The sequence below is a fragment of the Paraburkholderia sp. RL17-373-BIF-A genome, from assembly GCF_046030175.1.
Classification (GTDB): Bacteria; Pseudomonadota; Gammaproteobacteria; order Burkholderiales; family Burkholderiaceae; genus Paraburkholderia.
The window spans coordinates 193,321-218,106 of record NZ_JARESO010000010.1 but is presented as its reverse complement, the minus strand read 5'-3'; the positions used below and the strand labels follow the sequence as shown (position 1 = coordinate 218,106).

Genomic DNA, 24,786 nt, shown 5'->3' with positions numbered 1-24,786 from the left:
ACTCCTGGCGCGTCAGCGCGCAGCCCTTTTTTGCGGTTGGAAAGAGACAAGATAATCGGAGCACACAATGAAAAAAGCGCCGCGCAAGCGCGACGCTTCTTGAGTTTTCTACGCGTCGTGAGCGCGTAGTTTACTTTACTTGTCGAGCACAATGCGAAGCATGCGACGCAGCGGTTCCGCCGCGCCCCACAACAACTGATCGCCGACCGTGAAAGCCGACAGGTATTCGCCGCCCATCGCCAGTTTGCGCACGCGGCCGACCGGCACCGTCAGCGTACCCGTCACGACCGCCGGGGACAGATCGCGCATCGACGCTTCACGCTCGTTCGGCACGACCTTGACCCAGTCGTTGCCCGACGCGAGGATGCTGTTCACTTCGTCGAGCGGCACGTCCTTGTTCAGCTTGATGGTCAGTGCCTGCGAGTGGCAGCGCATTGCGCCGATGCGCACGCACAGGCCGTCGACCGGAATTGAACCCGGCGTGCCCATGGCGGGCTTGCCGAGAATCTTGTTGGTTTCCGCGCCGCCCTTCCACTCTTCCTTCGACATGCCGTTGCCGAGATCCTTGTCGATCCACGGAATCAGCGACCCGGCGAGCGGCACGCCGAAGTTGTCGGTCGGCATACGGTCGCTGTTCATCGCGCTCAGCACGCGGCGGTCGATGTCGAGAATCGCCGACGACGGATCCGCCAGGTCTTCCTTCGCCGCACCGTACAGCGTGCCCATTTGCTGCAGCAGTTCGCGCATGTTTTGCGCGCCCGCGCCCGAAGCGGCCTGATACGTCATAGCCGTCATCCAGTCGACGAGGTTTTCGCGGAACAGGCCGCCGAGCGCCATCAGCATCAGGCTAACGGTGCAATTGCCGCCGATGAAGTTCTTCTGGCCCTTGACCAGCGCGTTCTTGATCACGTCGAGGTTGACCGGATCGAGAATGATGACCGCGTCGTCCTTCATGCGCAGCGACGAAGCCGCGTCGATCCAGTAGCCGTTCCAGCCCGCGGCGCGCAGCTTCGGGAACACTTCGTTCGTGTAGTCGCCGCCCTGGCACGAGATGATCGCTTCGCACTTCTTCAGGTCGTCGATGCTTGTCGCATCTTTGAGCTTGGTCTCGTTTTTGGCGAACGACGGCGCGTTGCCGCCCGCGTTGCTGGTGCTGAAAAACACCGGTTCGATAAGATCGAAATCGCGTTCCTGCTGCATGCGTTGCATCAGGACGCTGCCGACCATGCCGCGCCAACCTACGAGACCTACGTTCATGACTTCATACCCTTCGAATGGAAACTTCCCCGCATCTTTGCCCGCAGTGACCGCGCGGGGAAGATGAGCGGGCACGACGGACGATCAGCGCTTCGTGATCGTTTTCGGGGTAATCGTTTTAATGGAAGCTTTGGCGGTAATGGCGAGCTCAACCACACGGGCCGTTTTGCCGTGCAGTGTCGAAATCGAGGAGATTTGAGCTGTGTGCGCCATCGCTACAATATACACGAAAACCGGAATCCGGCGACGTCAATGTCCGCCGCTGCCGTCCGTATTGCGCGAATCGGCCTCTTTCGAGGCCAATTCGCGTTTTAAAGGCCGTTTATCGACCTGACTACCGCTTTACTTGCCTCTTATTTGCCTGCTTTTACAGCGCGGCAACGACCGCGTCGCCCATCGCGACGGTGCCGACCTGCTTGCAACCCGGCGTGAGAATGTCGCCGGTGCGATAGCCTTGTTCGAGCACCTTTCTCACGGCGTTTTCGATACGATCCGCCTGCTCCGCCTTGTTCAGCGAATAGCGCAGCATCATGGCCGCCGACAGAATCGTGGCGAGCGGATTCGCGACGCCCTTGCCGGCGATGTCCGGTGCCGAACCATGCGACGGCTCGTACAAGCCCTTGTTGTTCTTGTCGAGCGAGGCGGACGGCAGCATGCCGATCGAACCCGTCAGCATGGCCGCTTCGTCGGAGAGAATGTCACCGAACATATTGCCGGTGACGACCACGTCGAACGCCTTCGGCGCCTTAACCAGTTGCATCGCGGCGTTATCGACATACATGTGCGACAACTCGACGTCCGCATATTCCTTCGACACGTCGATCATCACGTCGCGCCAGAACTGCGAGGTTTCGAGCACATTGGCCTTGTCCACGCTCGTCAGCTTCTTCTGACGCTTTTGCGCCGCCTGAAACGCGACGTGCGCAATGCGGCGCACTTCGGGCTCCGAGTAACGCATCGTGTCGAAGCCTTCCTTCGCGCCTTCGAACAGCCCGTCCGGCGACGAACGCACGCCGCGCGGCGCGCCGAAATAGATGTCGCCGTTCAGTTCACGCACGATCAGGATGTCGAGGCCCGAGACGATCTCTTCCTTCAACGACGACGCGCCGGTGAGTTGCGGATAGCAGATCGCCGGACGGAAGTTCGCGAACAGTTGCAGGTGCTTGCGCAGACCCAGAATGGCCTGCTCCGGGCGCAGCGCGCGTTCGAGCGAGTCGTATTTCCAGTCGCCGACGGCGCCGAACAGGATCGCGTCGGCTTCTTTCGCCAGCGCCAGCGTCGAGTCGGGCAGCGGGTGGCCCTTCGCTTCGTAGCCCGCGCCGCCAACCGGCGCTTCTTCGAGTTCGAACTTTTCGCCGAGTACGTTCAGGACCTTGACAGCTTCCTTGACGATTTCGGGACCGATGCCGTCGCCCGGCAAGACTGCGATCTTCATGCGAATTCCTTGATGTTTGCTTCGAGAGTGAGAGTGCCCCCAGACCTGTCGCTTCGCGTCAGGCCCCCCGCGGGGGGCAAGAAAACTTGGGGCGCCCCGGCGTTTTCTTGCGAGCTTGAATCAACGAGCGAGCCTCAGAGACCCTACGCGCTTAACCGACGATGCGGTGATTCAGCCAAGGCTGCTTCGTAATGCGCTCTGCTTCGAACTGGCGAATCTTGTCCGCGTGACGCAGCGTGAGGCCGATGTCGTCGAAGCCGTTCAGCAGGCAGTACTTGCGGAACGCAGCGACTTCGAACGGATATTCGGTGCCGCCGTCCGACGTGCGCACGACTTGCGCCTCGAGATCGACTGTCAGCTTGAAACCGTTGAACGCATACGTCTCGTTGAACAGGTGATCCACTTGCTGTTCGGTCAGCACGATCGGCAACACGCCGTTCTTGAAGCAGTTGTTATAGAAAATGTCGGCGAAACTCGGCGCGATCAGCGCGCGAAAGCCGTATTGCTCCAACGCCCAGGGTGCGTGCTCGCGCGAGCTGCCGCAACCGAAATTCTTGCGCGCCAGCAGCACCGAAGCGCCCTGATAGCGCGGCTGGTTCAACACGAAATCCGGATTCAGCGGACGCTTCGAATTGTCCTGACCCGGCTCGCCGTGGTCGAGGTAGCGCCATTCGTCGAACGCGTTCGGACCGAAACCCGTGCGCTTGATCGACTTCAGGAATTGCTTCGGAATGATCGCGTCCGTGTCGACGTTCTCGCGATCGAGCGGCGCTACGACGCCGGTGTGTACGATGAATTTATCCATGACGCTTGCGCCTGTTTCAAGACCGGGCGATGCGCGCGGCGGCCGGAAAGCCGCTCGGCGCATGGCCGGCAAAAATCAAAAACCGCTTATTTATCAGCGTGATTGCTGATCGAATTGCCGAGGTGCGACATGTCCTCGCCGAATCCGTGCACCGTGTTGCAACCGGCCAGACCAAGCAACAGCCCAGCCAGGGAACCGAGCGCGAAGCGGCGCAATAGAGTGGTGCGACTCATGTTCTTCATCATGCGTGTTTATCCAAGCTTGCGAATATCGACGAAATGCCCTTCGATGGCCGCAGCCGCAGCCATCGCGGGGCTCACGAGGTGGGTACGGCCACCGGCGCCCTGACGACCTTCGAAATTACGATTCGACGTGGACGCGCAACGTTCGCCCGGATCCAGCCGGTCGGCGTTCATGGCGAGACACATCGAGCAACCCGGTTCACGCCATTCGAAACCGGCATCGGTAAAGACCTTGTCGAGGCCTTCACGTTCCGCCTGTGCCTTCACGAGACCCGAACCCGGCACTACCATGGCCAGACGGATGTTCGGCGCCACGCGGCGGCCCAGCTTCTTCACGACGTAAGCCGCGGCGCGAATGTCTTCAATGCGCGCGTTGGTGCACGACCCGATGAAGATTTTATCCGGCTTGATCGACTCGATCGGCGCGTTCGGTTCGAGCGCCATGTATTTCAGCGCGCGCTCCATGGCGTCGCGCTTGACCGGGTCTTTCTCGCGGTCCGGATCCGGCACGCGGCCGTCCACAGCCGTGACCATTTCCGGCGACGTGCCCCACGTGACTTGCGGCACGATCTCCGCTGCGTTCAGTTCGACCACGCGATCGAACTGTGCGCCTTCGTCCGACTTGAATTGCTTCCAGTATTCGACCGCGTGATCCCACTCCACGCCTTCCGGCGAGAACGGGCGGCCCTTCAGGTATTCGACCGTAGTATCGTCGACCGCGACCATGCCGGCTCGCGCGCCTGCTTCGATCGCCATGTTGCAAACCGTCATGCGGCCTTCCATGGAGAGCGCGCGAATCGTCGAACCGCCGAATTCGATCGCGTAGCCGGTGCCGCCTGCCGTGCCGATCTTGCCGATGATGGCGAGCACGATGTCTTTCGCGGTGCAACCGCGCGGCAGTTGCCCTTCGACTCGGACCAGCATGTTCTTGCTCTTCTTCTGCAAGAGCGTTTGCGTGGCCAGCACGTGTTCGACTTCCGACGTGCCGATGCCATGCGCCAGCGCGCCGAACGCGCCGTGCGTGGACGTGTGCGAGTCGCCGCAGACGATCGTCATGCCCGGCAGCGTAGCGCCCTGCTCCGGCCCGATGATGTGCACGATGCCCTGACGCAGATCGTTCATCTTGAACTGCGTGATGCCGTAGGCGTCGCAGTTCGAATCGAGCGTGTCGACTTGCAGCTTGGAAACCGGATCGGCGATGCCGTGGCTGCGGTCCGTGGTCGGGACGTTGTGGTCCGAGACCGCCAGGTTCGCGCTGATGCGCCACACCGGACGCTCAGCCAGCTTCAGACCTTCGAACGCCTGAGGGCTGGTGACTTCGTGCAGCAGGTGACGGTCGATGTAGAGAATCGTCGTACCGTCTTCTTCCGTGTGGACCACGTGTGTGTTCCACAATTTGTCGTAGAGAGTCTGTGCCATGGTATGCGGGGTAGTATTGACTGCGGGCTGACCGTGTCGGTCGATTATGCCACGCAGCGCCCCGCCTGGGCCGCTCAACCAGGGAGAAAACCGATAAAAAACAGGGAGTTGGGTGGTAGTGTCGATACCTGTATTGGCGTTACCCGGCAAGAGCGCACCCGTCCCCCGCCTGCTGCACTGCCGCGCAAATGCATGCTCAGTGCGCGGGACAAGAAGCTGAAAACAAAACGCCCCGACGGAAAACCCGTCGGGGCGTCTTTATCAGCAGACTCCGTCCTGACTCGCAGCGCACGCAGCCACTACAAATTAAGCGGACTCAAACCTGATCAACGTTGCGCGATCGGCTTGGCTTCACGTTGCGTGTCGCCGATGAACAGCTGACGCGGACGGCCAATCTTCTGTTCCGGATCGGCGATCATTTCGTTCCACTGCGCGATCCAGCCGACCGTACGTGCCATCGCGAAGATACACGTGAACATCGAGGTCGGGATGCCCAGCGCGCGCTGCACGATGCCCGAGTAGAAGTCGACGTTCGGGTACAGTTTGCGCGACACGAAGTATTCGTCTTCCAGTGCGATCTTTTCCAGTGCCATGGCCAGCTTGAACAGCGGGTCGTCGTGCAGGCCCAGCTCTTCCAGCACTTCGTGGCAGGTTTCGCGCATCAGCTTCGCACGCGGATCGTAGTTCTTGTAGACGCGGTGACCGAAGCCCATCAGCTTCACGCCCGAGTTCTTGTCCTTCACCTGCTTGATGAACTCAGGAATGTTGTCGACCGAGCCGATTTCTTCCAGCATGTTCAGTGCGGCTTCGTTCGCACCGCCGTGCGCCGGGCCCCACAGACACGCGATACCCGCTGCGATACACGCGAACGGATTCGCGCCCGACGAACCGGCGAGACGCACGGTCGAGGTCGACGCATTCTGCTCGTGGTCCGCATGCAGGATCAGGATACGGTCGAGCGCGCGCACCAGCACGTCGTTGACCTTGTACTCTTCGCACGGGTTCGAGAACATCATGTGCATGAAGTTCGCGCTGTACGACAGGTCGTTCTTCGGGTACGCAAACGGCTGGCCGATGCTGTACTTGTACGCCATCGCCACCAGCGTCGGCAGCTTCGCAATCATGCGAATGGCCGACACTTCACGGTGACGCGGATTGTTGATGTCGAGCGAGTCGTGATAGAACGCCGACAGCGCGCCGACTGCGGCGACCAGAATCGCCATCGGGTGCGCGTCGCGACGGAAACCACGGAAGAAGAAGTGCATTTGCTCATGCACCATCGTGTGGTTCGTGACCGTCTTCACGAATTCAGCATTTTGCTGTGCGTTCGGCAGTTCGCCCTTCAGCAGCAAATAGCAGGTTTCGAGGAAGTCGGCGTTTTGCGCGAGGTTGTCGATCGGGTAGCCGCGATACAGCAGCTCGCCCTTGTCGCCGTCGATGTACGTGATCGCCGAATTGCAAGCCGCCGTCGACATGAAGCCCGGGTCGTACGTGAACTTGCCGGTCTGGCCGTACAGTTTGCGGATGTCGATCACGTCCGGGCCGAGAGTGCCCTTGTAAATCGGCATTTCAACGCTCGGCGAATTGTCGCTGAACGATAGCGTGGCTTTAACATCTGACGGGGTCATAGCACATCCTCAATCGAAGTATGGAAACAGGGTTTCGATAATTGCACGCCTGGGACAACGGACAAGCGCGGACAAGCAGCGCTCAAGCCGGTCATGCCGGTCAGGCATTACGCAGCAGCTCCAGCACCCGGATCACATCCGGGTCGGCAAGGTCGCCTTCCGGTTCCTTGCGCACGAGCAGCAAGTCCATCAGGTCGTTATCGCTCAGCTCGAGCAGCCGTGTAAGTGCGCCCACGTCAGCATCGCTGAGGTCATGCTCATATCGGCCGAAAAAACGTTCAAAGATCAGATCGTTTTCCAGCAGGCCCCGCCGCGCGCGCCAGCGAAGGCGCGCGCGGCGGAGAGGGTCGGACTGATGCGATGTTGATTCCATCTCAGACCGCGCGGCGAACCATCAATTCCTTGATCTTGCCAATTGCCTTGGTCGGGTTCAGGCCCTTCGGGCAAACGTCGACGCAATTCATGATGGTATGGCAACGGAACAGACGGTACGGATCTTCCAGGTTGTCGAGGCGTTCGCCCGTCGCTTCGTCGCGGCTATCCGCGATGAAGCGATAGGCTTGCAACAGGCCTGCCGGGCCGACGAACTTGTCCGGATTCCACCAGAAGCTCGGGCACGAAGTCGAGCAGCTGGCGCACAGAATACATTCGTACAGGCCGTCGAGCTCGTCGCGTTCTTCCGGCGACTGCAGACGTTCCTTTTCCGGCGGCGGCGTATCGTTGATCAGGTACGGCTTGATCGAGTGATACTGGTTGAAGAACTGCGTGAAATCGCAGATCAGGTCGCGCACGACGGGCAGGCCCGGCAGCGGACGCAGCACGATCTTTTGCGGCAGGTCGTTCAGGTTCGTGAGGCACGCCAGACCGTTCTTGCCGTTGATGTTCATTGCGTCCGAACCGCACACGCCTTCACGGCACGAGCGGCGGAACGACAGTGTTTCGTCGACAGCCTTCAGCTTGATGAGCGCGTCGAGCAGCATGCGTTCGTGCGAGTCGATCTCGATCTCGTACGTTTGCATGCGCGGCGCTGCGTCCTTGTCCGGGTCGTAGCGGTAAATTTCAAATGTACGCTTTGCCATTTCTGAATTCCTTTGACTTGTGCCTTAGAAGGTCCGCGCTTTCGGCGGAACCGATTCGACCGTCAGCGGTTGCATGTGAACCGGCTTGTAGTCGAGGCGATCGCCTTCGCTGAACCACAGCGTATGGCGCAGCCAGTTTTCGTCGTCGCGATGTTCGAAGTCGTTCTGCGCGTGCGCGCCACGGCTTTCCTTACGCGCTTCGGCGGAAACCATCGTGGCGCGGGCCACTTCAATCAGGTTCTCCACTTCCAGCGCTTCGATGCGGGCCGTGTTGAACACCTTCGACTTGTCCTTCAGGTAGATGTTGTCGACGCGGTTAGCCACTTCCCGAATACGCTCGACACCCTTGGCCAGCAACTCCGACGTGCGGAACACGCCAGCGTGGGCCTGCATCGTGGAACGGATCTCAGCCGCAACGTCTTGCGAGTATTCGCCCGACGAGGACTTCTCCAGCTTGGCCAGACGTGCCAGCGAGAAATCGGCGGCGTCTGCCGGAAGCGGCTTGTGCTCCTTGATTTCCTTCACGTGCTTGACGATGTGGTTGCCGGCCGCGCGGCCGAACACCACCAGGTCGAGCAGCGAGTTCGTGCCGAGACGGTTCGCACCGTGCACCGACACGCACGAGCATTCGCCCACTGCGTAGAAGCCGTTGACCGGCTCTTCGTGACCCTTCGATGTGCCCACCACCTGACCATGGATGTTCGTCGGGATACCGCCCATCTGATAGTGGATGGTCGGCACGACCGGGATCGGCTCCTTGATGCAATCGACGTTCGCGAACTTCAGCGCGATTTCGCGGATCGACGGCAGACGCTTCATGATCGTCTCGGCGCCGATGTGCGACAGGTCGAGCAGCACGTGATCCTTGTTCGGACCCACGCCGCGGCCTTCCTTGATTTCCTGGTCCATCGAACGCGACACGAAGTCACGCGGCGCCAGATCCTTCAGGGTAGGCGCGTAGCGTTCCATGAAACGCTCGCCGTTCGAGTTACGCAGAATGCCGCCTTCACCGCGCACGCCTTCGGTAATCAGCACGCCCGCGCCGGCCACGCCGGTCGGGTGGAATTGCCAGAATTCCATGTCTTGCAGCGCAATACCCGAACGCGCCGCCATGCCCAGGCCGTCGCCGGTGTTGATGAACGCGTTGGTCGATGCCGCGAAGATCCGGCCCGCCCCGCCCGTGGCGAACAGTGTGGTCTTGCCTTCGAGGATGTAGACGTCGCCCGTTTCCATTTCCAGCGCGGTCACGCCGAGCACGTCGCCGTCGGCGTCGCGGATCAGATCCAGCGCCATCCATTCGACGAAGAATTGCGTTTTCGCAGCGACGTTCTGCTGATACAGCGTGTGCAGCAGCGCGTGACCGGTACGGTCAGCGGCCGCGCAAGCGCGTTGCACCGGCTTTTCGCCATAGTTCGCCGTGTGGCCACCGAACGGGCGTTGGTAAATCGTGCCGTCAGCGTTGCGGTCGAACGGCATGCCCATGTGTTCGAGTTCGTAGACGGCGTTCGGTGCTTCGCGGCACATGAACTCGATCGCGTCCTGGTCGCCGAGCCAGTCGGAACCCTTGATCGTGTCGTAGAAGTGGTAGTGCCAGTTGTCTTCGCTCATGTTGCCGAGCGATGCGCCGATGCCGCCTTGAGCAGCGACCGTGTGCGAACGCGTCGGGAACACCTTGGACAGCACGCAGACCGACAGACCGGCGCGCGCGAGTTGCAGCGAAGCGCGCATCCCCGAGCCGCCTGCGCCGACGATAACCACGTCAAACTTGCGACGCGGCAGAGAATTCTTGATTGCAGCCATTCTTTTACACTCTCCAGAGAATCTGCGCAGCGTAGCCCGCACACGCGAGCAGCCAGACGATCGTCAGCGCTTGAAGCAACAGGCGGATGCCAACGGGCTTCACATAGTCCATCCAGATGTCGCGGATACCCACCCACGCGTGATAGAACAGCGAGAGCAGCGTGACGAACGTGGCGAGCTTCATCCACTGCGTGGCGAAGATCGACGCCCAGCCGTCGTACGAGAAATCGCGCGCGCCGAAGAACCACGCGAGCAGGATCACCGTGTAGATCGCCATGACGGCGGCGGTAATGCGCTGCGCCAGCCAGTCGCGCAGACCGTAGTGAGCGCCGACAACGAGACGCTTCGAACCGATTCGGTTATTAGCTGACATTTTTTAGAATGCTCCGAACAGTTTTGCCGCGAATGCGATGGTGAGCAGCGACGACACGACGAGAACGACGATGGAAGTCGATTTGCCTTTTTCCTTCGTGACCGCGTTGTGGTTCGTGTCCATCACGAGGTGACGGATGCCGGCGCAGAAGTGAAACAGGAAGGCCCACGCCAGAACGAGCGTGATGAGCTTGACGATGATGTTGGAGAGGAAACCTTTGAAGACTTCGAAACTAAGTTCCGATGTCAGACTCTGATCGAAGAGGTACAGCAGGAACGGAAGAAAAACAAAAAGCAGACCACCGCTCAAGCGGTGCAAGATCGATACTCGCCCCGCTAGCGGGAGACGGTATGCCGTCAATATCTGCCCGATACCGATGTTCCGGAATTCCGGCCTCGGTTTTTTTACGGCTTCAGCCATGCTAGACCCCTACTATGTAGTCACACTAATCCGCAATTTTAGCGCCTTTTTATATCGCGCTGCAGCGAAAACCACGACAGGTCCGTTACAGCGCGCGCGATAAAGGCGCTTTCAAACAGGCGCACGTGTGGGACGCAGCGCCCTCATTCAGCCCGATTCAGCTTAGATCGTTCTGATAGTAGTACCCGGTTGTGACATACCAACCACGGCGCACTTCGACCGGCCGGTCTCCATAGGTATAGGACACGCGCTCGACCGATAGCAGCGGAAAACCCGCCGGCACATGCAGCAGATCGGCGACGGAAGGCTCAGCCGCCACCGCGCGAATCTTCTCCGTTGCGCGGATCATGCGGGTGCCGAATTCCGTCTCGAACATCGCGTAGAGGGGACCTTTATACTCCGACAGCCGCTCGAGCGTCAGGCCACGGAACACGGCGCCGGGCAACCAGATTTCATCGAGTACGGTGACTTCGCCGTCGAACTGCAGCAAGCGCTTGATCAAGACGACCGGATCGGCCGGTTTCAGATCGAGTTGCCGGGCGATGTCCGCCGAAGCGCGCAAGCGCCGGCATTCAAGCAGGCGGCTGACGTGCGGGTGTTCCGCGCCGTCATCGGCCAGCAATCTGAGGAACCGAAACTGGGCGCGGTCTTCGTTGTGCGTTGCAACAAACGTGCCCTTGCCCTGGCGGCGCACCAGCAGGTTGTCGGCGGCAAGTTCGTCGATCGCTTTGCGCACCGTCCCCTGACTGACCTTGTATCTGGCCGCCAATTCGACTTCACTAGGAATGATCTCGCCTGGCTTCCACTCGCCGCTTTCGAGGCTCTGCGTGATCAACCCCTTGATCTGCTGGTACAAGGGGCTGAAAGTGGGCGACGTGGCCGGAGGCGCAGTGGGTACACCCTCGCCCGCGACCCCTTGGCCGCTCGGATTCGTGGTGTTCGCCGGGTTCGAATTCATCCGCGCATTTCATCATAAAGGGCTAGGCCGCGTCTAGGGTTTTCCCCGCAATAGATATGTCTTATATAAGACATAAGATAATGTTGACTTTGTGTCTGACGACTCCTACACTCCTTGTCGAGCAAGGGTTTGCGGGTTTTTCGGCGGCTGTTTTGATGCAGCGCCGCGACGCACCGGCAGCCACTGTGCACCATGCTGTTCCCACGCAGTTCAGGTTTCGATTTCGCCGCCATTCGTTGGTCAGACGCTTGCCGAAACGCGCTGTTTGCAGGAGCCCGCACCGTGCAGCGGCTACCCGGCGCTTCATATTCCGCTCCCGTGCTGTAGTGCAGATTTCCGGCATGGCGGTCTTGCCGCAACGCGCCGCTCGGCCTCGGCAATTGGCGAGGCAGTCCGCGACAGTGAATTCCGCCGTGTTTCACAACGCTTCGCTGAACGCGCATATAGAATGGCGTTTTCCCTAGCGTCTAACGCATCGTCCTGGAGATTTCTCAATGGCTAAGCCCGCAAAGCGCGTTGCCGTCACCGGCGCCGCAGGTCAAATCGCTTACTCCCTGCTGTTCCGCATCGCCAATGGCGACCTGCTCGGCAAGGATCAGCCGGTGGTCCTGCAATTGCTCGACCTGCCGCAAGCGCAAGGCGCCGTCAAAGGCGTCGTGATGGAACTGGATGATTGCGCATTCCCGCTGCTGTCGGGCGTCGTGATCACCGACGATCCGGAAGTTGCATTCAAGGATGCAGACGTGGCCCTGCTGGTCGGCGCGCGTCCGCGTTCGAAAGGCATGGAGCGTAAGGACCTGCTGTCGGCCAACGCCGAAATCTTCACGGTTCAGGGCAAGGCGCTGAACAAGGTCGCGAGCCGCGACGTGAAGGTGCTGGTGGTCGGCAACCCGGCCAACACGAACGCTTACATCGCCATGAAGTCGGCGCCGGATCTGCCGAAGAAGAACTTCACCGCCATGCTGCGCCTGGACCACAACCGCGCGCTGTCGCAACTGGCCGCCAAGTCGGGCAAGCCGGTCGCGTCGATCGAAAAGCTGGCTGTGTGGGGCAACCACTCGCCGACCATGTACCCGGACTTCCGCGTTGCAACGGCAGAAGGTCAAGACCTGACCAAGCTGATCAACGACGAAGAATGGAACCGCAACACGTTCATCCCGACCGTCGGCAAGCGCGGCGCGGCGATCATCGAAGCGCGTGGCCTGTCGTCGGCAGCGTCGGCGGCCAACGCTGCAATCGACCACGTGCGTGACTGGGTGCTCGGCACAAACGGCAAGTGGGTCACCATGGGTATCCCGTCGGACGGTTCGTACGGCATTCCGGAAGACATCATCTACGGTGTGCCGGTCACGTGCGAAAACGGCGAGTACAAGCGCGTTGAAGGTCTGGAAATCGACGCGTTCTCGCGCGAAAAGATGGACGGCACGCTGAACGAGTTGCTGGAAGAGCGCGAAGGCGTTCAACACCTGCTCGGCTAAGCGGCTGATGCAAACGAACCGGAACTCGTGAGACAACGCCAGGCCGCCTTTCAGGCAGCCTGGCACGATGCGAAATGTCCGGGGGCGCTCACAGGCGCCACCGCAGCGGGTTCCGTTTTTTACGTGCGAATGCTGCTATTCGCATCTGATTCGAGCGCGTTTTGCTCAGTTGCCGTGACGGTCCGGCAGAGCGCGCCCGAATCAGATTTCTCCAAACACTACCCACGCCCCTGACGCCGAAGATGCGCGCCCTCACACCCGCCGAAGTGCTGTTTGACGGCGAAGTGCCGCCCGCTGTGCTGCCTGCCTGCGATCACTACGCCGGCAGCGAAAAGCTGATGCTGAAATCGTTGGCATTGCAGCAGCAGTTGGGTCCCGTGTTCGACATCACGCTCGATTGCGAAGACGGCGCGCAGGTCGGCCGCGAAGCGCAGCACGCCGAACTGGTCGCCTCGTTGCTTGGCAGCGAGCACGACCGCTTCGGCCGCGTCGGCGTGCGGATTCACGACTTCGATCACGCGCAATGGCGCGACGACGTCCGTCTCATTCTGCGTGCCGCGAAGCGAGCGCCTGCTTACATCACCCTGCCGAAAATCCGCAACGTCCCCGATGCCGCCGAAATGGTCGCGTTCATCGAGGCGACGCGGCGCGAACTCGGCATTGTGCAACCGGTGCCGGTGCAGTTGCTGGTCGAAACGCACGGCGCGCTGACGCGTGTGTTCGATCTGGCCGCGCTGCCCGGCGTGGAAGCGCTGAGCTTCGGCTTGATGGACTTCGTCTCCGCGCACGACGGCGCGATTCCCGATACCGCCATGCGCTCGCCCGGCCAGTTCGATCATCCGCTGGTGCGGCGCGCGAAGCTGGAAATCTCGGCGGCCTGCCACGCGTACGGCAAAGTGCCGTCGCACAACGTCAGCACGGAAGTGCGTGACATGAGCGTGGTCGCCAACGACGCCGCGCGCGCCCGTAACGAATTCGGCTACACACGCATGTGGAGCATCCATCCGGCGCAGATCGAGGCGATCGTCGCCGCATTCGCGCCGCGCGACGAAGAGATCGCCACGGCCACCGACATCCTGCTGGCCGCGCAGTCCGCACAATGGGGCCCGACGCGCCATCACGACACGCTGCACGACCGCGCCAGCTATCGCTACTACTGGTCGGTACTGCGCCGCGCGCAAGCCACCGGTCGCGCCGTCCCGCAAGACGCCGCGCCGCTTTTCACGAAAGTGGGCACTGACGTGCAAGCAGGATCATGAGCATGAAAGTCGCTGCGGCAATCAGCGCGGCTGCGGTGAGCGGCAAATGCGCACGCCGCCAGGCAATCGAAGCACCGCATCATGTGGCGCTGCAGACGGCGAGCGTCGAACGCATGGGTCAATCAGAAGCATCGAGCAGGCACAAAGGAGATTGCGGGAGATGAGCGAGACGACGCAAACCGCCGGTGCACAAGGCGGCAACGAACCCCAAAGCGGCTTCAAACCGAAGAAATCCGTCGCCCTGTCGGGCGTGACGGCCGGCAACACGGCCCTCTGCACGGTCGGCAAGACCGGCAACGACCTGCACTACCGCGGCTACGACATTCTCGATATCGCCAGCGCCTGCGAATTCGAAGAGATCGCGTACCTGCTCGTGCACGAAAAGCTGCCGACCCAGGCCGAACTGACCGCCTACAAGACGAAGCTGAAAGCGCTGCGCGGCCTGCCCGCCAACGTCAAGGCCGCGCTCGAATGGATTCCGGCCGCCGCCCATCCGATGGACGTGATGCGCACCGGCGTGTCGGTGCTCGGCACCGTGCTGCCCGAGAAGGACGACCACAACCTGCCGGGCGCGCGCGACATCGCCGACAAGCTGATGGCCTCGCTCGGCTCGATGCTGCTCTACTGGTACCACTATTCGCACAACGGCAAGCGCATCGAAGTGGAAACCGACGACGATTCGATCGGCGGCCACTTCCTGCATCTGCTGCACGGCGTGGAGCCGTCGAAGGCGTGGGTCGACGCGATGCACGTGTCGCTGAACCTGTACGCCGAGCACGAGTTCAACGCGTCGACCTTTGCGGGTCGCGTGATCGCGGGCACGGGATCGGACATCTATTCGGCCATCACCGGCGCGATCGGTGCGCTGCGCGGGCCGAAGCACGGTGGCGCCAACGAAGTCGCATTCGAGATCCAGTCGCGCTACCAGACGCCGGACGAAGCCGAAGCGGACATCCGCCGTCGCGTCGAGAACAAGGAAGTGGTGATCGGTTTCGGCCACCCGGTGTACACGATCTCCGACCCGCGCAACAAGGTCATCAAGGAAATCGCGAAGAAGCTCTCGAAGGAAGCGGGCAACAGCAAGCTGTTCAATATCGCCGAGCGGCTGGAGTCGGTGATGTGGGACGCAAAGAAGATGTTCCCGAATCTGGACTGGTTCAGCGCGGTCTCTTATCACATGATGGGTGTGCCCACGGCGATGTTCACGCCGCTCTTCGTGATCTCGCGCACGGCCGGCTGGAGCGCGCACATCATCGAGCAGCGCGTCGACAACAAGATCATCCGTCCGAGCGCGAATTACACCGGACCTGAGAATTTGAAGTACCTGCCGCTAAATAGGAGAAAATAGCGGTCGCTGTGCGCTTTCAAAGCGCGTGCAGTTCAACCACGCGGTCGCCAGGACCGGTAGCCCGCGGAATGTTTAACTGAAACTAGATAGAAAGGTTTTCTCCATGAAAAAGCTGATGATCGCCGCCGTGATTGGCGCCCTGTCCACGACGATGCTGTCCGTCGCGACTGACGCCGCCGCGCAAACGGCGACCACCACGAAGCCGGCTGCCAGCGCTGCGCCGAAAAAGCCGCAGCCGAAGCGCCTGATCAAGCGCAAACCGAACCCGGCCAAGGAAGCGAAGGTCGATCCGGTACCGGAAGGCGCGGAAAAGTGGTCGTGCAACGAAGGCCAGGCTTTCGAACTGAAGGGCGACATGAAGCGTGACCAGATCGTCACGGTTCACTGGGCTAACAAAAATTACAATCTGCCGCGCGAAGCGACGACCACGGGGGCAGACCGCTTCCACGATGCCGCAACGGGTATGGACCTGGTCGTGATCCCGACGAAGGCGATGTTGTTCTCGGACAAGGACAGCTCGCGCCTGGCCGACGAGTGCAAGACGGCAGCGATGCAGCAAGGCGCACCGGCTCCGACGCAATCGAACGCGATCGACAAGACCAGCAACTAATCATCGTCATCAGGAAAGCTCTCCGATGTCCGCTCCGATTTCCAACGTGCGACCCGACCCGGACCCAGTCCTGGCCGATATCGTCGACTACGTTCTGGATTATCAGATCGATAGCAGGCTCGCGCTGGAAACCGCGCGTCACTGCCTGATCGATACGCTCGGCTGCGGACTCGAGGCGCTCACCTACCCGGCCTGCACCAAGCTGATGGGACCGATCGTGCCGGGCACGATCGTCCCCAACGGCGCGAAGGTGCCGGGCACGTCGTTCCAGTTGGACCCGGTTCAGGCCGCCTTCAACATCGGCGCCATGATCCGCTGGCTCGACTTCAACGACACCTGGCTTGCCGCCGAATGGGGGCATCCGTCGGATAACCTCGGCGGAATTCTGGCGACGGCCGATTGGCTCTCGCGCAGCGCCATCGCAGCGGGCAAAGCGCCGCTGGCGATGAAAGACGTGTTGATCGCCATGATCAAGGCGCACGAAATTCAAGGCTGTATCGCGCTCGAAAACTCCTTCAACAAGGTCGGGCTCGATCATGTATTGCTGGTGAAACTGGCGTCGACCGCGGTGGTCGGCCAGTTGATCGGCCTCACTCGCGACGAACTGATCAACGCGGTGTCGCAGGCGTTTGTCGATGGGCATGCGCTGCGCACGTACCGCCACGCGCCGAATACCGGCTCGCGCAAGTCATGGGCCGCGGGCGATGCGACCTCGCGCGCCGTGCGTCTCGCACTGATCGCGAAGACCGGCGAAATGGGCTATCCGTCGGTGCTGACGGCGAAGACGTGGGGCTTTTACGACGTGCTCTTCAAGGGCAACGCGTTCCGGTTCCAGCGTCCGTACGGTTCGTACGTGATGGAAAACGTGCTCTTCAAGATTTCTTTTCCGGCAGAATTCCATGCGCAAACCGCAGTGGAAGCCGCGATGAAATTGCACGCGCAACTCGCGGCTGAAGGCAAACGCGTGGAAGACATCAGCAAGATCACGATCCGCACGCACGAAGCCGCGATTCGCATCATCGATAAAAAAGGACCGCTGAACAATCCGGCCGACCGCGATCACTGCATTCAGTACATGATCGCCGTTCCGCTGATCCACGGCCGGCTGACGGCCGCGGACTATGAAGATTCGATCGCGCAGGACGCGCGGCTCGATGTGCTGCGCGCGAAGATGGAATGCGTCGAAGACGCGCAGTTCACGAAGGATTACCACGATCCGGAGAAGCGTTCGATCGCCAATGCACTGACGATCGAATTCAACGACGGATCGACATTCGACGAAGTCGTAGTCGAATACCCGATCGGTCATAAGCGTCGTCGCGAAGACGGGATTCCGTTGCTGGTCGAGAAGTTCAAGACCAACCTCGCGCGCCGCTTTCCGGTCAAGCAACAACTGGCGATTCTCGACGTGTCGCTGGATCAGGCAAGGCTCGAAGCCATGCCGGTCAATGAATACGTCGATCTGTACGTCATCTAGTTAAGTACTGTAGTTCCGCGATCAAACCAAGGAAAACACCATGGCCCACAACCTCCACAAAACGCTCAAGGAATTCGACAGCGGTTCCGGCAAAGGCAAGTTCTACTCCCTGCCGCAACTCGGCAAGGCACTGAACATCAAGATCGACCGCCTGCCGGTTTCGATCCGAATCGTGCTGGAATCGGTGCTGCGTAACTACGACGGCAAGAAAATCGCCGAAGAACACATCGAGCAACTCGCGAACTGGAAGCCGACCGCCGCGCGCGTCGACGAGATCCCGTTCGTGGTGTCGCGCGTCGTGCTGCAAGACTTTACCGGCGTGCCGCTGCTCGCCGACATCGCGGCAATGCGCGGCGTCGCGAAACAAATGGGCAAGGATCCGAAGTCGATCGAACCGCTGGTCCCGGTCGATCTGGTCGTCGATCACTCGGTGCAGATCGATCACTTCCGCGAAAAGAACGCGCTCGACCTGAACATGAAACTGGAATTCCAGCGCAACAACGAGCGCTACCAGTTCATGAAGTGGGGCATGCAGGCATTCGACACGTTCAAGGTCGTGCCGCCGGGCGTCGGTATCGTTCACCAGGTGAACCTGGAATACCTCGCACGCGGCGTGCACAAGAAGGCTGAAGGCGCGGACACGGTGTACTACCCGGATTCGCTGGTCGGCACCGATAGCCACACCACCATGATCAACGGCATCGGCGTGGTGGGCTGGGGCGTGGGCGGTATCGAGGCGGAAGCCGGCATGCTCGGCCAGCCTGTGTACTTCCTGACGCCGGACGTGGTCGGCGTGAACCTGAAGGGCAAGCTGCGCGAAGGCGTGACGGCAACCGACCTGGTGCTGACTGTCACCGAACTGCTGCGCAAGGAAAAGGTTGTCGGCAAGTTCGTCGAGTTCTTCGGCGAAGGCACGCGCTCGCTGTCGCTGCCGGATCGCGCGACGATCGGCAACATGGCGCCGGAATACGGCGCGACCATGGGCTTCTTCCCGGTCGACGAGAAAACCATCGACTACTTCAAGGGCACGGGCCGCACGGACGCGGAAATCTCGGCCTTCGAGAAGTACTTCAAGGCGCAGAACCTGTTCGGCGTGCCGAAGGAAGGCGACATCGACTACACCAAGGTCGTGACGCTGGATCTGGGCACGGTCGCACCGTCGCTGGCAGGCCCGAAGCGCCCGCAAGACCGTATCGAAATCGGCAATGTGAAGTCGACGTTCAGCGACCTGTTCTCCAAGCCGGTTGCGGAAAACGGCTTTGCGAAGAAGGCCGAAGACCTCGACGCGCAATACACGACGAGCAATGGCGTCGACGTGAAGAACGGCGACATCCTGATCGCCGCGATCACGTCGTGCACGAACACCTCGAACCCGAGCGTGCTGCTGGCCGCCGGCCTGCTGGCGAAGAAGGCTGTCGAAGCCGGCCTGACGGTCGCTCCGCACATCAAGACGTCGCTGGCGCCGGGATCGCGTATCGTCACCGAATACCTGACGAAGACCGACCTGCTGAAGTACCTCGACAAGCTCGGCTTCACGCTGGCCGCTTACGGTTGCACGACCTGTATCGGTAACGCGGGCGATCTGACGCCGGAACTGAACGAAGCGATCACGAAGAACGACATCGTCGCGGCAGCGGTTCTGTCGGGCAATCGTAACTTCGAAGCGCGTATTCACCCGAACATCCGCGCCAACTTCCTGGCCTCGCCGCCGCTGGTCGTCGCCTACGCGATCGCCGGCAACATCACGCGCGACCTGATGACCGAACCGGTCGGCAAGGGCAAGGGCGGCAAGGACATCTACCTGGGCGACATTTGGCCGACCAGCGATGAAGTCAACGACCTGCTCAAGTTCGCGCTGGACGCGGAAGCGTTCCGCAAAAACTACGCGTCGCTGACCAAGAAGGGCGACCTGTGGAGCAAGATCGAAGGCGAGGAAGGTCAAGTCTACGACTGGCCGAAGTCGACCTACATCGCCGAGCCGCCGTTCTTCGGCAAGGACTTCTCGATGACGCCGGCCGACAGCATCGCAGCGGTGAAGGACGCGCGCGCACTGGGCATTTTCGGTGACTCGGTCACGACCGACCACATCAGCCCGGCTGGCTCGATCAAGGAAGACTCGCCGGCAGGCAAGTGGCTGAAGGAAAACGGCGTGCAGAAGGCCGACTTCAACAGCTACGGCTCGCGCCGCGGTAACCATGACGTGATGATGCGCGGCACGTTCGCGAACGTCCGGATCAAGAACCTGATGATCCCGACGAAGGCAGACGGCTCGCGCGTGGAAGGCGGCCTGACGATTCATCAGCCGAGCGGCGAAAATATGTCGATCTACGACGCAGCGATGAAGTACATCGACGCCGGCACACCGACCGTCGTGTTCGCGGGCGAAGAGTACGGCACGGGCTCGTCGCGTGACTGGGCTGCGAAGGGCACGCAACTGCTGGGTGTGAAGGTTGTGGTCGCGCGCAGCTTCGAGCGGATTCACCGTTCGAACCTGGTCGGCATGGGCGTTCTGCCGCTGCAGTTCAAGGGCTCGGATAGCGTGCAATCGCTCGGCATCACCGGCGAAGAAACGTACGACATCGAAGGCCTCGGCGCGGACTTCAAGCCGCAACAGGAAGTGACGCTGGTGATTCGCGGCAAGGACGGCAAGGAAAAACGCGTGCAGGTGCTGCTGCGTATCGACACGCCGATCGAAGTCGACTACTACAAGCACGGCGGGATTCTGCCGTTCGTGCTGCGTTCGCTGCTGGCTGCTTAAGGTATTCGCTTACCTGTGCAGTAGCTGCGAGCTGTTTTGCAGGGGCTGCGTCCTGTGGAGGACGCAGCTGACTTTGAAGCCCGACCGGTGGTCGGGCTTTTTTTTTGGCTGCTTACTTTTTGGGCGCTATTTGCCGGCGCCGCTTGTGCCGAAGGCTTCAGGGTCGTCGGTGATCCGACGCTGCGTTAGGTGGGCGCTCCAGTCGGTATCTTTCGGCACCGGGATGCGAGCCCGCGTCGTGATGTTCGCGCGCCGTTGCTGGGCCGCCCAATCGAGCAATGCGGCGCGCTCCGCTGTGTCGGTTGCGGACGTAGGGCGCGCGGTCCAATCGGGTTGTTGCGACGTGGACGGTTGTCCGGGTCCGGATGGCTTGGCCGTGTGGCTTGGTGCCGGGCGTTCGTCCGCTTGCAGTTTGCTGAGGTGTGTGACTGGGACCCGATGGCGAGGCTTTGCGGCTTGGCTTGCAGTGTCCTGATGCATAGACACTCGGGCGGTTGGACGCGGCACAAGGCTTTCGACATGCTGCGGCTTCGGTGGCTCGCGAGAAACCTCGCTCGCCTTCGCTGTGTTTGGCGTAGGAACAGCGATGGGACTCGTCGCCTTCGGCGAACTAGCGGCCAAGGGTATGCTTCGCGCGATCGCGCGGGTGAATTCGACCGGCGGTTGTGCCGGTTTGGCACGCTCGCGTGGATCAAGCGCCATCGTACTTCCGTCTGCCGATGCAACCGGCTGCGTTATCGACTTAGCCGCAGCCGTAGTCGTGGCTGTCGTCCTGTCGGCATCGTGCGTCGTACAGGTGGCCAGCAGCCAGGCCAGTGCAATGCTGCAGCCCGCGAAGATCGCCGCTCCCAGCATATGATCCGAACGGGTCGACCTCGGGCGCACTTGCCCCATGTTCAGGTAGTACCTGGCTTCGGCCAATTGCTCCGCAAACCGATGAGAATGATCGCGTTGCGCCGGCAGTTTGTAGAAAAAAAGAAACTTCACGCCGGGTGGTAACGGTCCACGACGTGCTGGCGGCGACGGGTGTTGTACCGCATCCTGGATTGCCTGTTGTGCAGCGGTGAGTGGCGCGGGTTGCGGTTCGCGCTGCGCCATGGTCTGGGCCTGCCGACGCCGTGAACCGAAAGGCGGTGGCAAGACATCGAACGGCCGCGGAATTGGAAGCGCCAGGTCGCCTTCGATCAAGGCAAGCGGTCGATTCATTGTGAGGTGCTCCGGTATTCGCGCGACGTTGCGTCGAGTTGCGTGACCAGGGTTCTGGCGCGCGCCGTTAGCGCGTCGATTGAGCCGGTGTTGTGTTCCAGGGGCGACGTACTCGCACGCCGCAACGCCTCCATCAAACTGCGCGCACCGACGAGGCCCACTGCTCCGCTCAACCGATGCAGCACGCTATGGAAATGATCGAAGTCACCTTCACGATGCAAGGCGTTGAGACGCTCGAGGTCGTCATTCATTGCTTCACGCCAGTTGTTGAGAAACGCGTGAAGATCGACTCCCTCTTCGGATAGAGCATCCAGATAACGGCTTTCAAAGGGCTCAAACGAGGCGCTTGCGGAAACGTCCCGCGGCTGCGTGGCGTTGGGAAGAAAAGGCGCTTGTGCATTGCCGCTAGACGTTCCCGCGGATGGCTCCTGTTGTTCGACGGCGAACAGCGCGTTGAAGGTCGCGCGAGGGCCCTTCTCCGAACTGGTCGCGATGGAAAGCTCGCCGTGCATGCACTGCGCCAGTAGTGTGCAGAGTGGCAAACATGCGTCGGCGTCGGCGAGTCGCTTGGCTACCTGTGAGTCACCAGCGACTGGAGCCGAAGGCTGCGACGGCGCGACGGCAGCATGCTTATCCGCACCGCCGACCACGCTGATAAAGATACGTTGCGAGCCCGAATTCAACGACTGCGCCCACACGACGAGCGAAATCTCTCCCTGCGCGCTGAGTTGGACCGTTCGGTTGAGCAAATGGAAAAGGACTTGGCCTAACCGGACACCGTCGGCGCGAATCGTTTCGGCGACAGTGTGGTCGACGTTCGCACGCAGGTGCAAATCGCGACGAGATGCAAACGAGATGAGCAATGCGAAAACACCATCGATGAGCTCGCGCAGGTTCGTCGCGCTCTCTTCGAGGACAAACGCGCGAGATTCTACAGGCGCGGCATCCAGCAGATCTTTAAGCGTTTGGCTCCATGTGGACGCAGAGGAACGAGACAGACTGGCAGTATTCATAGCCCACAAACCTACTCGACCAAACGGTGCAAAGTCGCGAACTCGATGAGACCTGCTAACGACGAAAGGCCGAGTTTCTCCTGGATACGGCTTTTGTATGTGCTGACGGTTTTGTCGCTGAGCGACAAGCGCCCCGCAATGTCGCGATTGCTCACGCCCCGTGCGAGATGTTGCAACACCTCCACCTCGCGCGCCGACAAGGCGCTCAATCCGCTCGCGGGCACAACGTCGCCGTTATCAGCGGGGAAGCAATCGTAGCCGAATAGAACCGTTTTTAGTGCTGTCACCAGTTCACTGATTTCCCGGCCTTTGCCGACATAGCCATTCGCGCCGGCATTGCGTGCATAACCGGCCATAATATGTTCCGGCTTGGCAGAAAGAACAAGAATACATATTTTTATGTTGCTCGCTCGAATGCGGCGGATCATGGTTAGTCCGTCTAGTCGTGGCAAGTCAAGGTCGAGAATGACGAGGTCCGGGCTTTGCGCGAGTACCATTGCCAGACCATCTTCGCCGTCGCCAGATTCTCCGACCAGCTCCAGTTCCCTGTCAGCACGTAACACGCTGGCTATCGTCCCCCGAATTATTGGGTGGTCGTCAATAATCACGATTCTCTTCATCAGCCGCTCCATTTTCTGATATTAATTAACGGGCGCAAAACCGAATCGACATTGCCCAACATTAAATTCAATTCAATACTAGCAATGTTGCTGAAAGATTTCTTCGAGACAACACAGAGATATTTCCGCAATATCTAGGGGAATTATCTTATGCGGCCAACTGGATTCCCCTACGCGTGAGACGCTATTGCAAGCGCAGGTCCATTGCTTGCGGAAGTCCCCGTCGAGAGCAGGAAGAGCATGTGTTGTTGACGTGGAATAGCTCAGCTCTCACGGATGCGAACTCCGGGGAGCGGCGGTGTTGCCAGGCCGGATTCGGCTGAGGGCGAACGTAAGCGAGAACCGCGGTGAAAGAAGAGCACGAACATCGTTCGCGCTCGAGATAGCCATTGCGAGCACTAGCGATAAGAGGAATGACCGGCCGTGACAGCCAGGCCACTCCTTGTTCCTCAATGCGCCTGCTGATCCTGCATGACGGGTTGGTTTTGCGTCCGCTCATCCTGCGGCACAGCCGATGTCCGCGTACTGGTCCGCACAAAGTCCAGTTCGACGCGACGGTTCGGCGCCAGACAGGCGATCAATGCCTCGTGGCCGCGGTCTTCACACTGCACCACCGGATCTTCCTTGCCGCGACCGCGTGCCGAGATCGGCGCGCTAACACCGCCGCCCTGCAGGTAGCGCTTTACAGTCTCAGCGCGCTTGGCCGACAGTTGACGGTTGTAGCTGTCGCTACCGAGGCGGTCCGTATAGCCTTCGATGCTGATGCTCGTCACGTCGTCAACCTGCTTGAGGTTGCGAATCAGTTCATCGAGCTTGGCCTTACCGGCTGGCAGCATGCCGGCCAGGTCGCTTCGATTGAACCGGAAAGTTGCGTCAACTTGCAACGTCACTTTCTGTGGAATCGAGTCGACCTTTGCAGCGGGCGGCGGCGTGCAGGCTTCTAGCGCGGCCGCAATGCCAGGCAGACCTTTTTCGACACCATCGACCAGACGCGTGCTCTCGTCGAAGTCGCGTGTCCACGCCTCGTGACCGGCGTGAATCAACTCGACTTCAGAGCATGCCGTCAGACGCTGCGCTTCCTGACACTGCGGGAACAGTGGCGACCCTTTCGCGGTGAGAACCTGCTTCCATAGATCCGGCCGAAGCACCGATGCGGTCCGCAGTTCCGGATTGTCTGTGGAAAGGCCCTGGCCGGTTTCCAGTGCCGTGGTCAGGTTGTTGGCCTGGACCAGCGCTTCCTCGACGAAGCCCCAACCGTCGTGGCCGGAACGCTCGTCGCGAGCGGCATTCAGCCAGCACTGTGCCTTGTCACCGAAATAGTTGCTCTTACGCTCACCCAGTGCATTCAGACGGCTCTGCACGGCGCTCAGCATCGCACTGTTCTTGACGCCGCCATACGTCCCGATCCACTGCGGCGTCACCGCGCCGGCGGGCTGGCTCTGGGTCGCGCTGAAGCCGGTCTGCAGAACCGTGGGGTCCTGAATCTGCAGTCGATCGCGCGTCGCGGACGACGAACATCCTGCGAGCATCGCGGCTAGCGCGATGGCAATTAACGAATACTTCATGTCTGTGTCTCATGGAAAGAGGGTCGCACGGAAACT

At 60.7% G+C, this 24,786-nt stretch carries 22 protein-coding genes; 7 read left to right on the top strand and 15 right to left on the bottom strand.

Features of this window, described 5'->3' with window-relative positions:
- Positions 1-135: 135 nt before the first annotated feature.
- From asd to P0D80_RS15315, 12 genes are all read right to left on the bottom strand, one after another.
- Entirely contained in the window at positions 136-1,257 is a 1,122-nt protein-coding gene (asd, locus tag P0D80_RS15370) for an aspartate-semialdehyde dehydrogenase (RefSeq protein ID WP_408284995.1), read from the bottom strand.
- 367 nt (positions 1,258-1,624) lie between these two features.
- Positions 1,625-2,692 carry a 3-isopropylmalate dehydrogenase gene (leuB, locus tag P0D80_RS15365; RefSeq protein WP_408284993.1) on the bottom strand — a complete coding sequence of 356 codons (1,068 nt, stop codon included), beginning with the start codon at positions 2,690-2,692 and terminating at the stop codon, positions 1,625-1,627.
- 151 nt (positions 2,693-2,843) lie between these two features.
- Entirely contained in the window at positions 2,844-3,497 is a 654-nt protein-coding gene (gene leuD, locus P0D80_RS15360; protein ID WP_132383622.1) for a 3-isopropylmalate dehydratase small subunit, read from the bottom strand.
- Positions 3,498-3,583: 86 nt separating this feature from the next.
- Positions 3,584-3,742 (bottom strand): entericidin A/B family lipoprotein, encoded by a 159-nt coding sequence (locus P0D80_RS15355; protein WP_408181688.1) that lies wholly within the window; start codon positions 3,740-3,742, stop codon positions 3,584-3,586.
- Between the two features lie 6 nt (positions 3,743-3,748).
- Positions 3,749-5,158 carry a 3-isopropylmalate dehydratase large subunit gene (leuC, locus tag P0D80_RS15350; protein WP_132383618.1) on the bottom strand — a complete coding sequence of 470 codons (1,410 nt, stop codon included), beginning with the start codon at positions 5,156-5,158 and terminating at the stop codon, positions 3,749-3,751.
- Between the two features lie 326 nt (positions 5,159-5,484).
- Positions 5,485-6,786 carry a citrate synthase gene (gene gltA / locus P0D80_RS15345; protein ID WP_132383616.1) on the bottom strand — a complete coding sequence of 434 codons (1,302 nt, stop codon included), beginning with the start codon at positions 6,784-6,786 and terminating at the stop codon, positions 5,485-5,487.
- A 100-nt stretch (positions 6,787-6,886) separates the two neighbouring features.
- On the bottom strand, positions 6,887-7,159 hold the full coding sequence (locus P0D80_RS15340; protein WP_132383615.1) for an FAD assembly factor SdhE: 273 nt from the start codon (positions 7,157-7,159) through the stop codon (positions 6,887-6,889).
- 1 nt (position 7,160) lies between these two features.
- Positions 7,161-7,865: a succinate dehydrogenase iron-sulfur subunit gene (locus P0D80_RS15335; RefSeq protein WP_408177684.1), complete on the bottom strand. Its 705-nt coding sequence runs from the start codon at positions 7,863-7,865 to the stop codon at positions 7,161-7,163.
- A 24-nt stretch (positions 7,866-7,889) separates the two neighbouring features.
- Positions 7,890-9,665: a succinate dehydrogenase flavoprotein subunit gene (gene sdhA / locus P0D80_RS15330; RefSeq protein WP_408177683.1), complete on the bottom strand. Its 1,776-nt coding sequence runs from the start codon at positions 9,663-9,665 to the stop codon at positions 7,890-7,892.
- Between the two features lie 4 nt (positions 9,666-9,669).
- Positions 9,670-10,038: a succinate dehydrogenase, hydrophobic membrane anchor protein gene (gene sdhD, locus P0D80_RS15325; protein ID WP_132383610.1), complete on the bottom strand. Its 369-nt coding sequence runs from the start codon at positions 10,036-10,038 to the stop codon at positions 9,670-9,672.
- 3 nt (positions 10,039-10,041) lie between these two features.
- A complete protein-coding gene (gene sdhC / locus P0D80_RS15320; protein WP_132383609.1) occupies positions 10,042-10,458 on the bottom strand; it encodes a succinate dehydrogenase, cytochrome b556 subunit in 417 nt (138 codons plus the stop codon).
- A gap of 157 nt (positions 10,459-10,615) precedes the next feature.
- Positions 10,616-11,416: a GntR family transcriptional regulator gene (locus tag P0D80_RS15315; protein WP_132383607.1), complete on the bottom strand. Its 801-nt coding sequence runs from the start codon at positions 11,414-11,416 to the stop codon at positions 10,616-10,618.
- A gap of 494 nt (positions 11,417-11,910) precedes the next feature.
- Here P0D80_RS15315 and P0D80_RS15310 point away from each other — a divergent pair, with 494 nt between their 5' ends.
- The 7 genes from P0D80_RS15310 (at position 11,911) to P0D80_RS15280 (ending at position 21,205) form a co-directional block, all read left to right on the top strand.
- The gene (locus tag P0D80_RS15310) at positions 11,911-12,894 is read left to right on the top strand and encodes a malate dehydrogenase (RefSeq protein WP_132383605.1); all 984 of its coding nucleotides are present in this window, start codon (positions 11,911-11,913) and stop codon (positions 12,892-12,894) included.
- Positions 12,895-13,136: 242 nt separating this feature from the next.
- Positions 13,137-14,153 carry an HpcH/HpaI aldolase/citrate lyase family protein gene (locus P0D80_RS15305; RefSeq protein WP_408284986.1) on the top strand — a complete coding sequence of 339 codons (1,017 nt, stop codon included), beginning with the start codon at positions 13,137-13,139 and terminating at the stop codon, positions 14,151-14,153.
- Positions 14,154-14,313: 160 nt separating this feature from the next.
- The gene (prpC, locus tag P0D80_RS15300; protein ID WP_408177680.1) at positions 14,314-15,501 is read left to right on the top strand and encodes a bifunctional 2-methylcitrate synthase/citrate synthase; all 1,188 of its coding nucleotides are present in this window, start codon (positions 14,314-14,316) and stop codon (positions 15,499-15,501) included.
- Between the two features lie 103 nt (positions 15,502-15,604).
- Positions 15,605-16,111: a hypothetical protein gene (locus P0D80_RS15295; protein ID WP_132383599.1), complete on the top strand. Its 507-nt coding sequence runs from the start codon at positions 15,605-15,607 to the stop codon at positions 16,109-16,111.
- A gap of 25 nt (positions 16,112-16,136) precedes the next feature.
- Complete coding sequence (locus tag P0D80_RS15290) at positions 16,137-17,588, top strand: bifunctional 2-methylcitrate dehydratase/aconitate hydratase (protein WP_408284984.1); 1,452 nt, start codon at positions 16,137-16,139, stop codon at positions 17,586-17,588.
- A gap of 40 nt (positions 17,589-17,628) precedes the next feature.
- Positions 17,629-20,346: an aconitate hydratase AcnA gene (gene acnA / locus P0D80_RS15285; RefSeq protein WP_132383595.1), complete on the top strand. Its 2,718-nt coding sequence runs from the start codon at positions 17,629-17,631 to the stop codon at positions 20,344-20,346.
- A 586-nt stretch (positions 20,347-20,932) separates the two neighbouring features.
- Positions 20,933-21,205, top strand: coding sequence for a hypothetical protein (locus P0D80_RS15280; RefSeq protein ID WP_408284981.1), 273 nt, complete (start codon positions 20,933-20,935; stop codon positions 21,203-21,205).
- A 343-nt stretch (positions 21,206-21,548) separates the two neighbouring features.
- Here P0D80_RS15280 and P0D80_RS15275 read toward each other — a convergent pair whose 3' ends face one another.
- The 3 genes from P0D80_RS15275 to P0D80_RS15265 all read right to left on the bottom strand — a co-directional run bounded on the left by P0D80_RS15275 (position 21,549) and on the right by P0D80_RS15265 (position 24,750).
- Positions 21,549-22,301 carry an Hpt domain-containing protein gene (locus tag P0D80_RS15275; RefSeq protein ID WP_408284979.1) on the bottom strand — a complete coding sequence of 251 codons (753 nt, stop codon included), beginning with the start codon at positions 22,299-22,301 and terminating at the stop codon, positions 21,549-21,551.
- A 275-nt stretch (positions 22,302-22,576) separates the two neighbouring features.
- Positions 22,577-23,185 carry a response regulator gene (locus P0D80_RS15270; protein ID WP_408284978.1) on the bottom strand — a complete coding sequence of 203 codons (609 nt, stop codon included), beginning with the start codon at positions 23,183-23,185 and terminating at the stop codon, positions 22,577-22,579.
- A 449-nt stretch (positions 23,186-23,634) separates the two neighbouring features.
- Positions 23,635-24,750, bottom strand: a complete 1,116-nt coding sequence (locus P0D80_RS15265; protein WP_408284976.1) for an OmpA family protein — start codon at positions 24,748-24,750, stop codon at positions 23,635-23,637.
- Positions 24,751-24,786 lie beyond the last annotated feature (36 nt).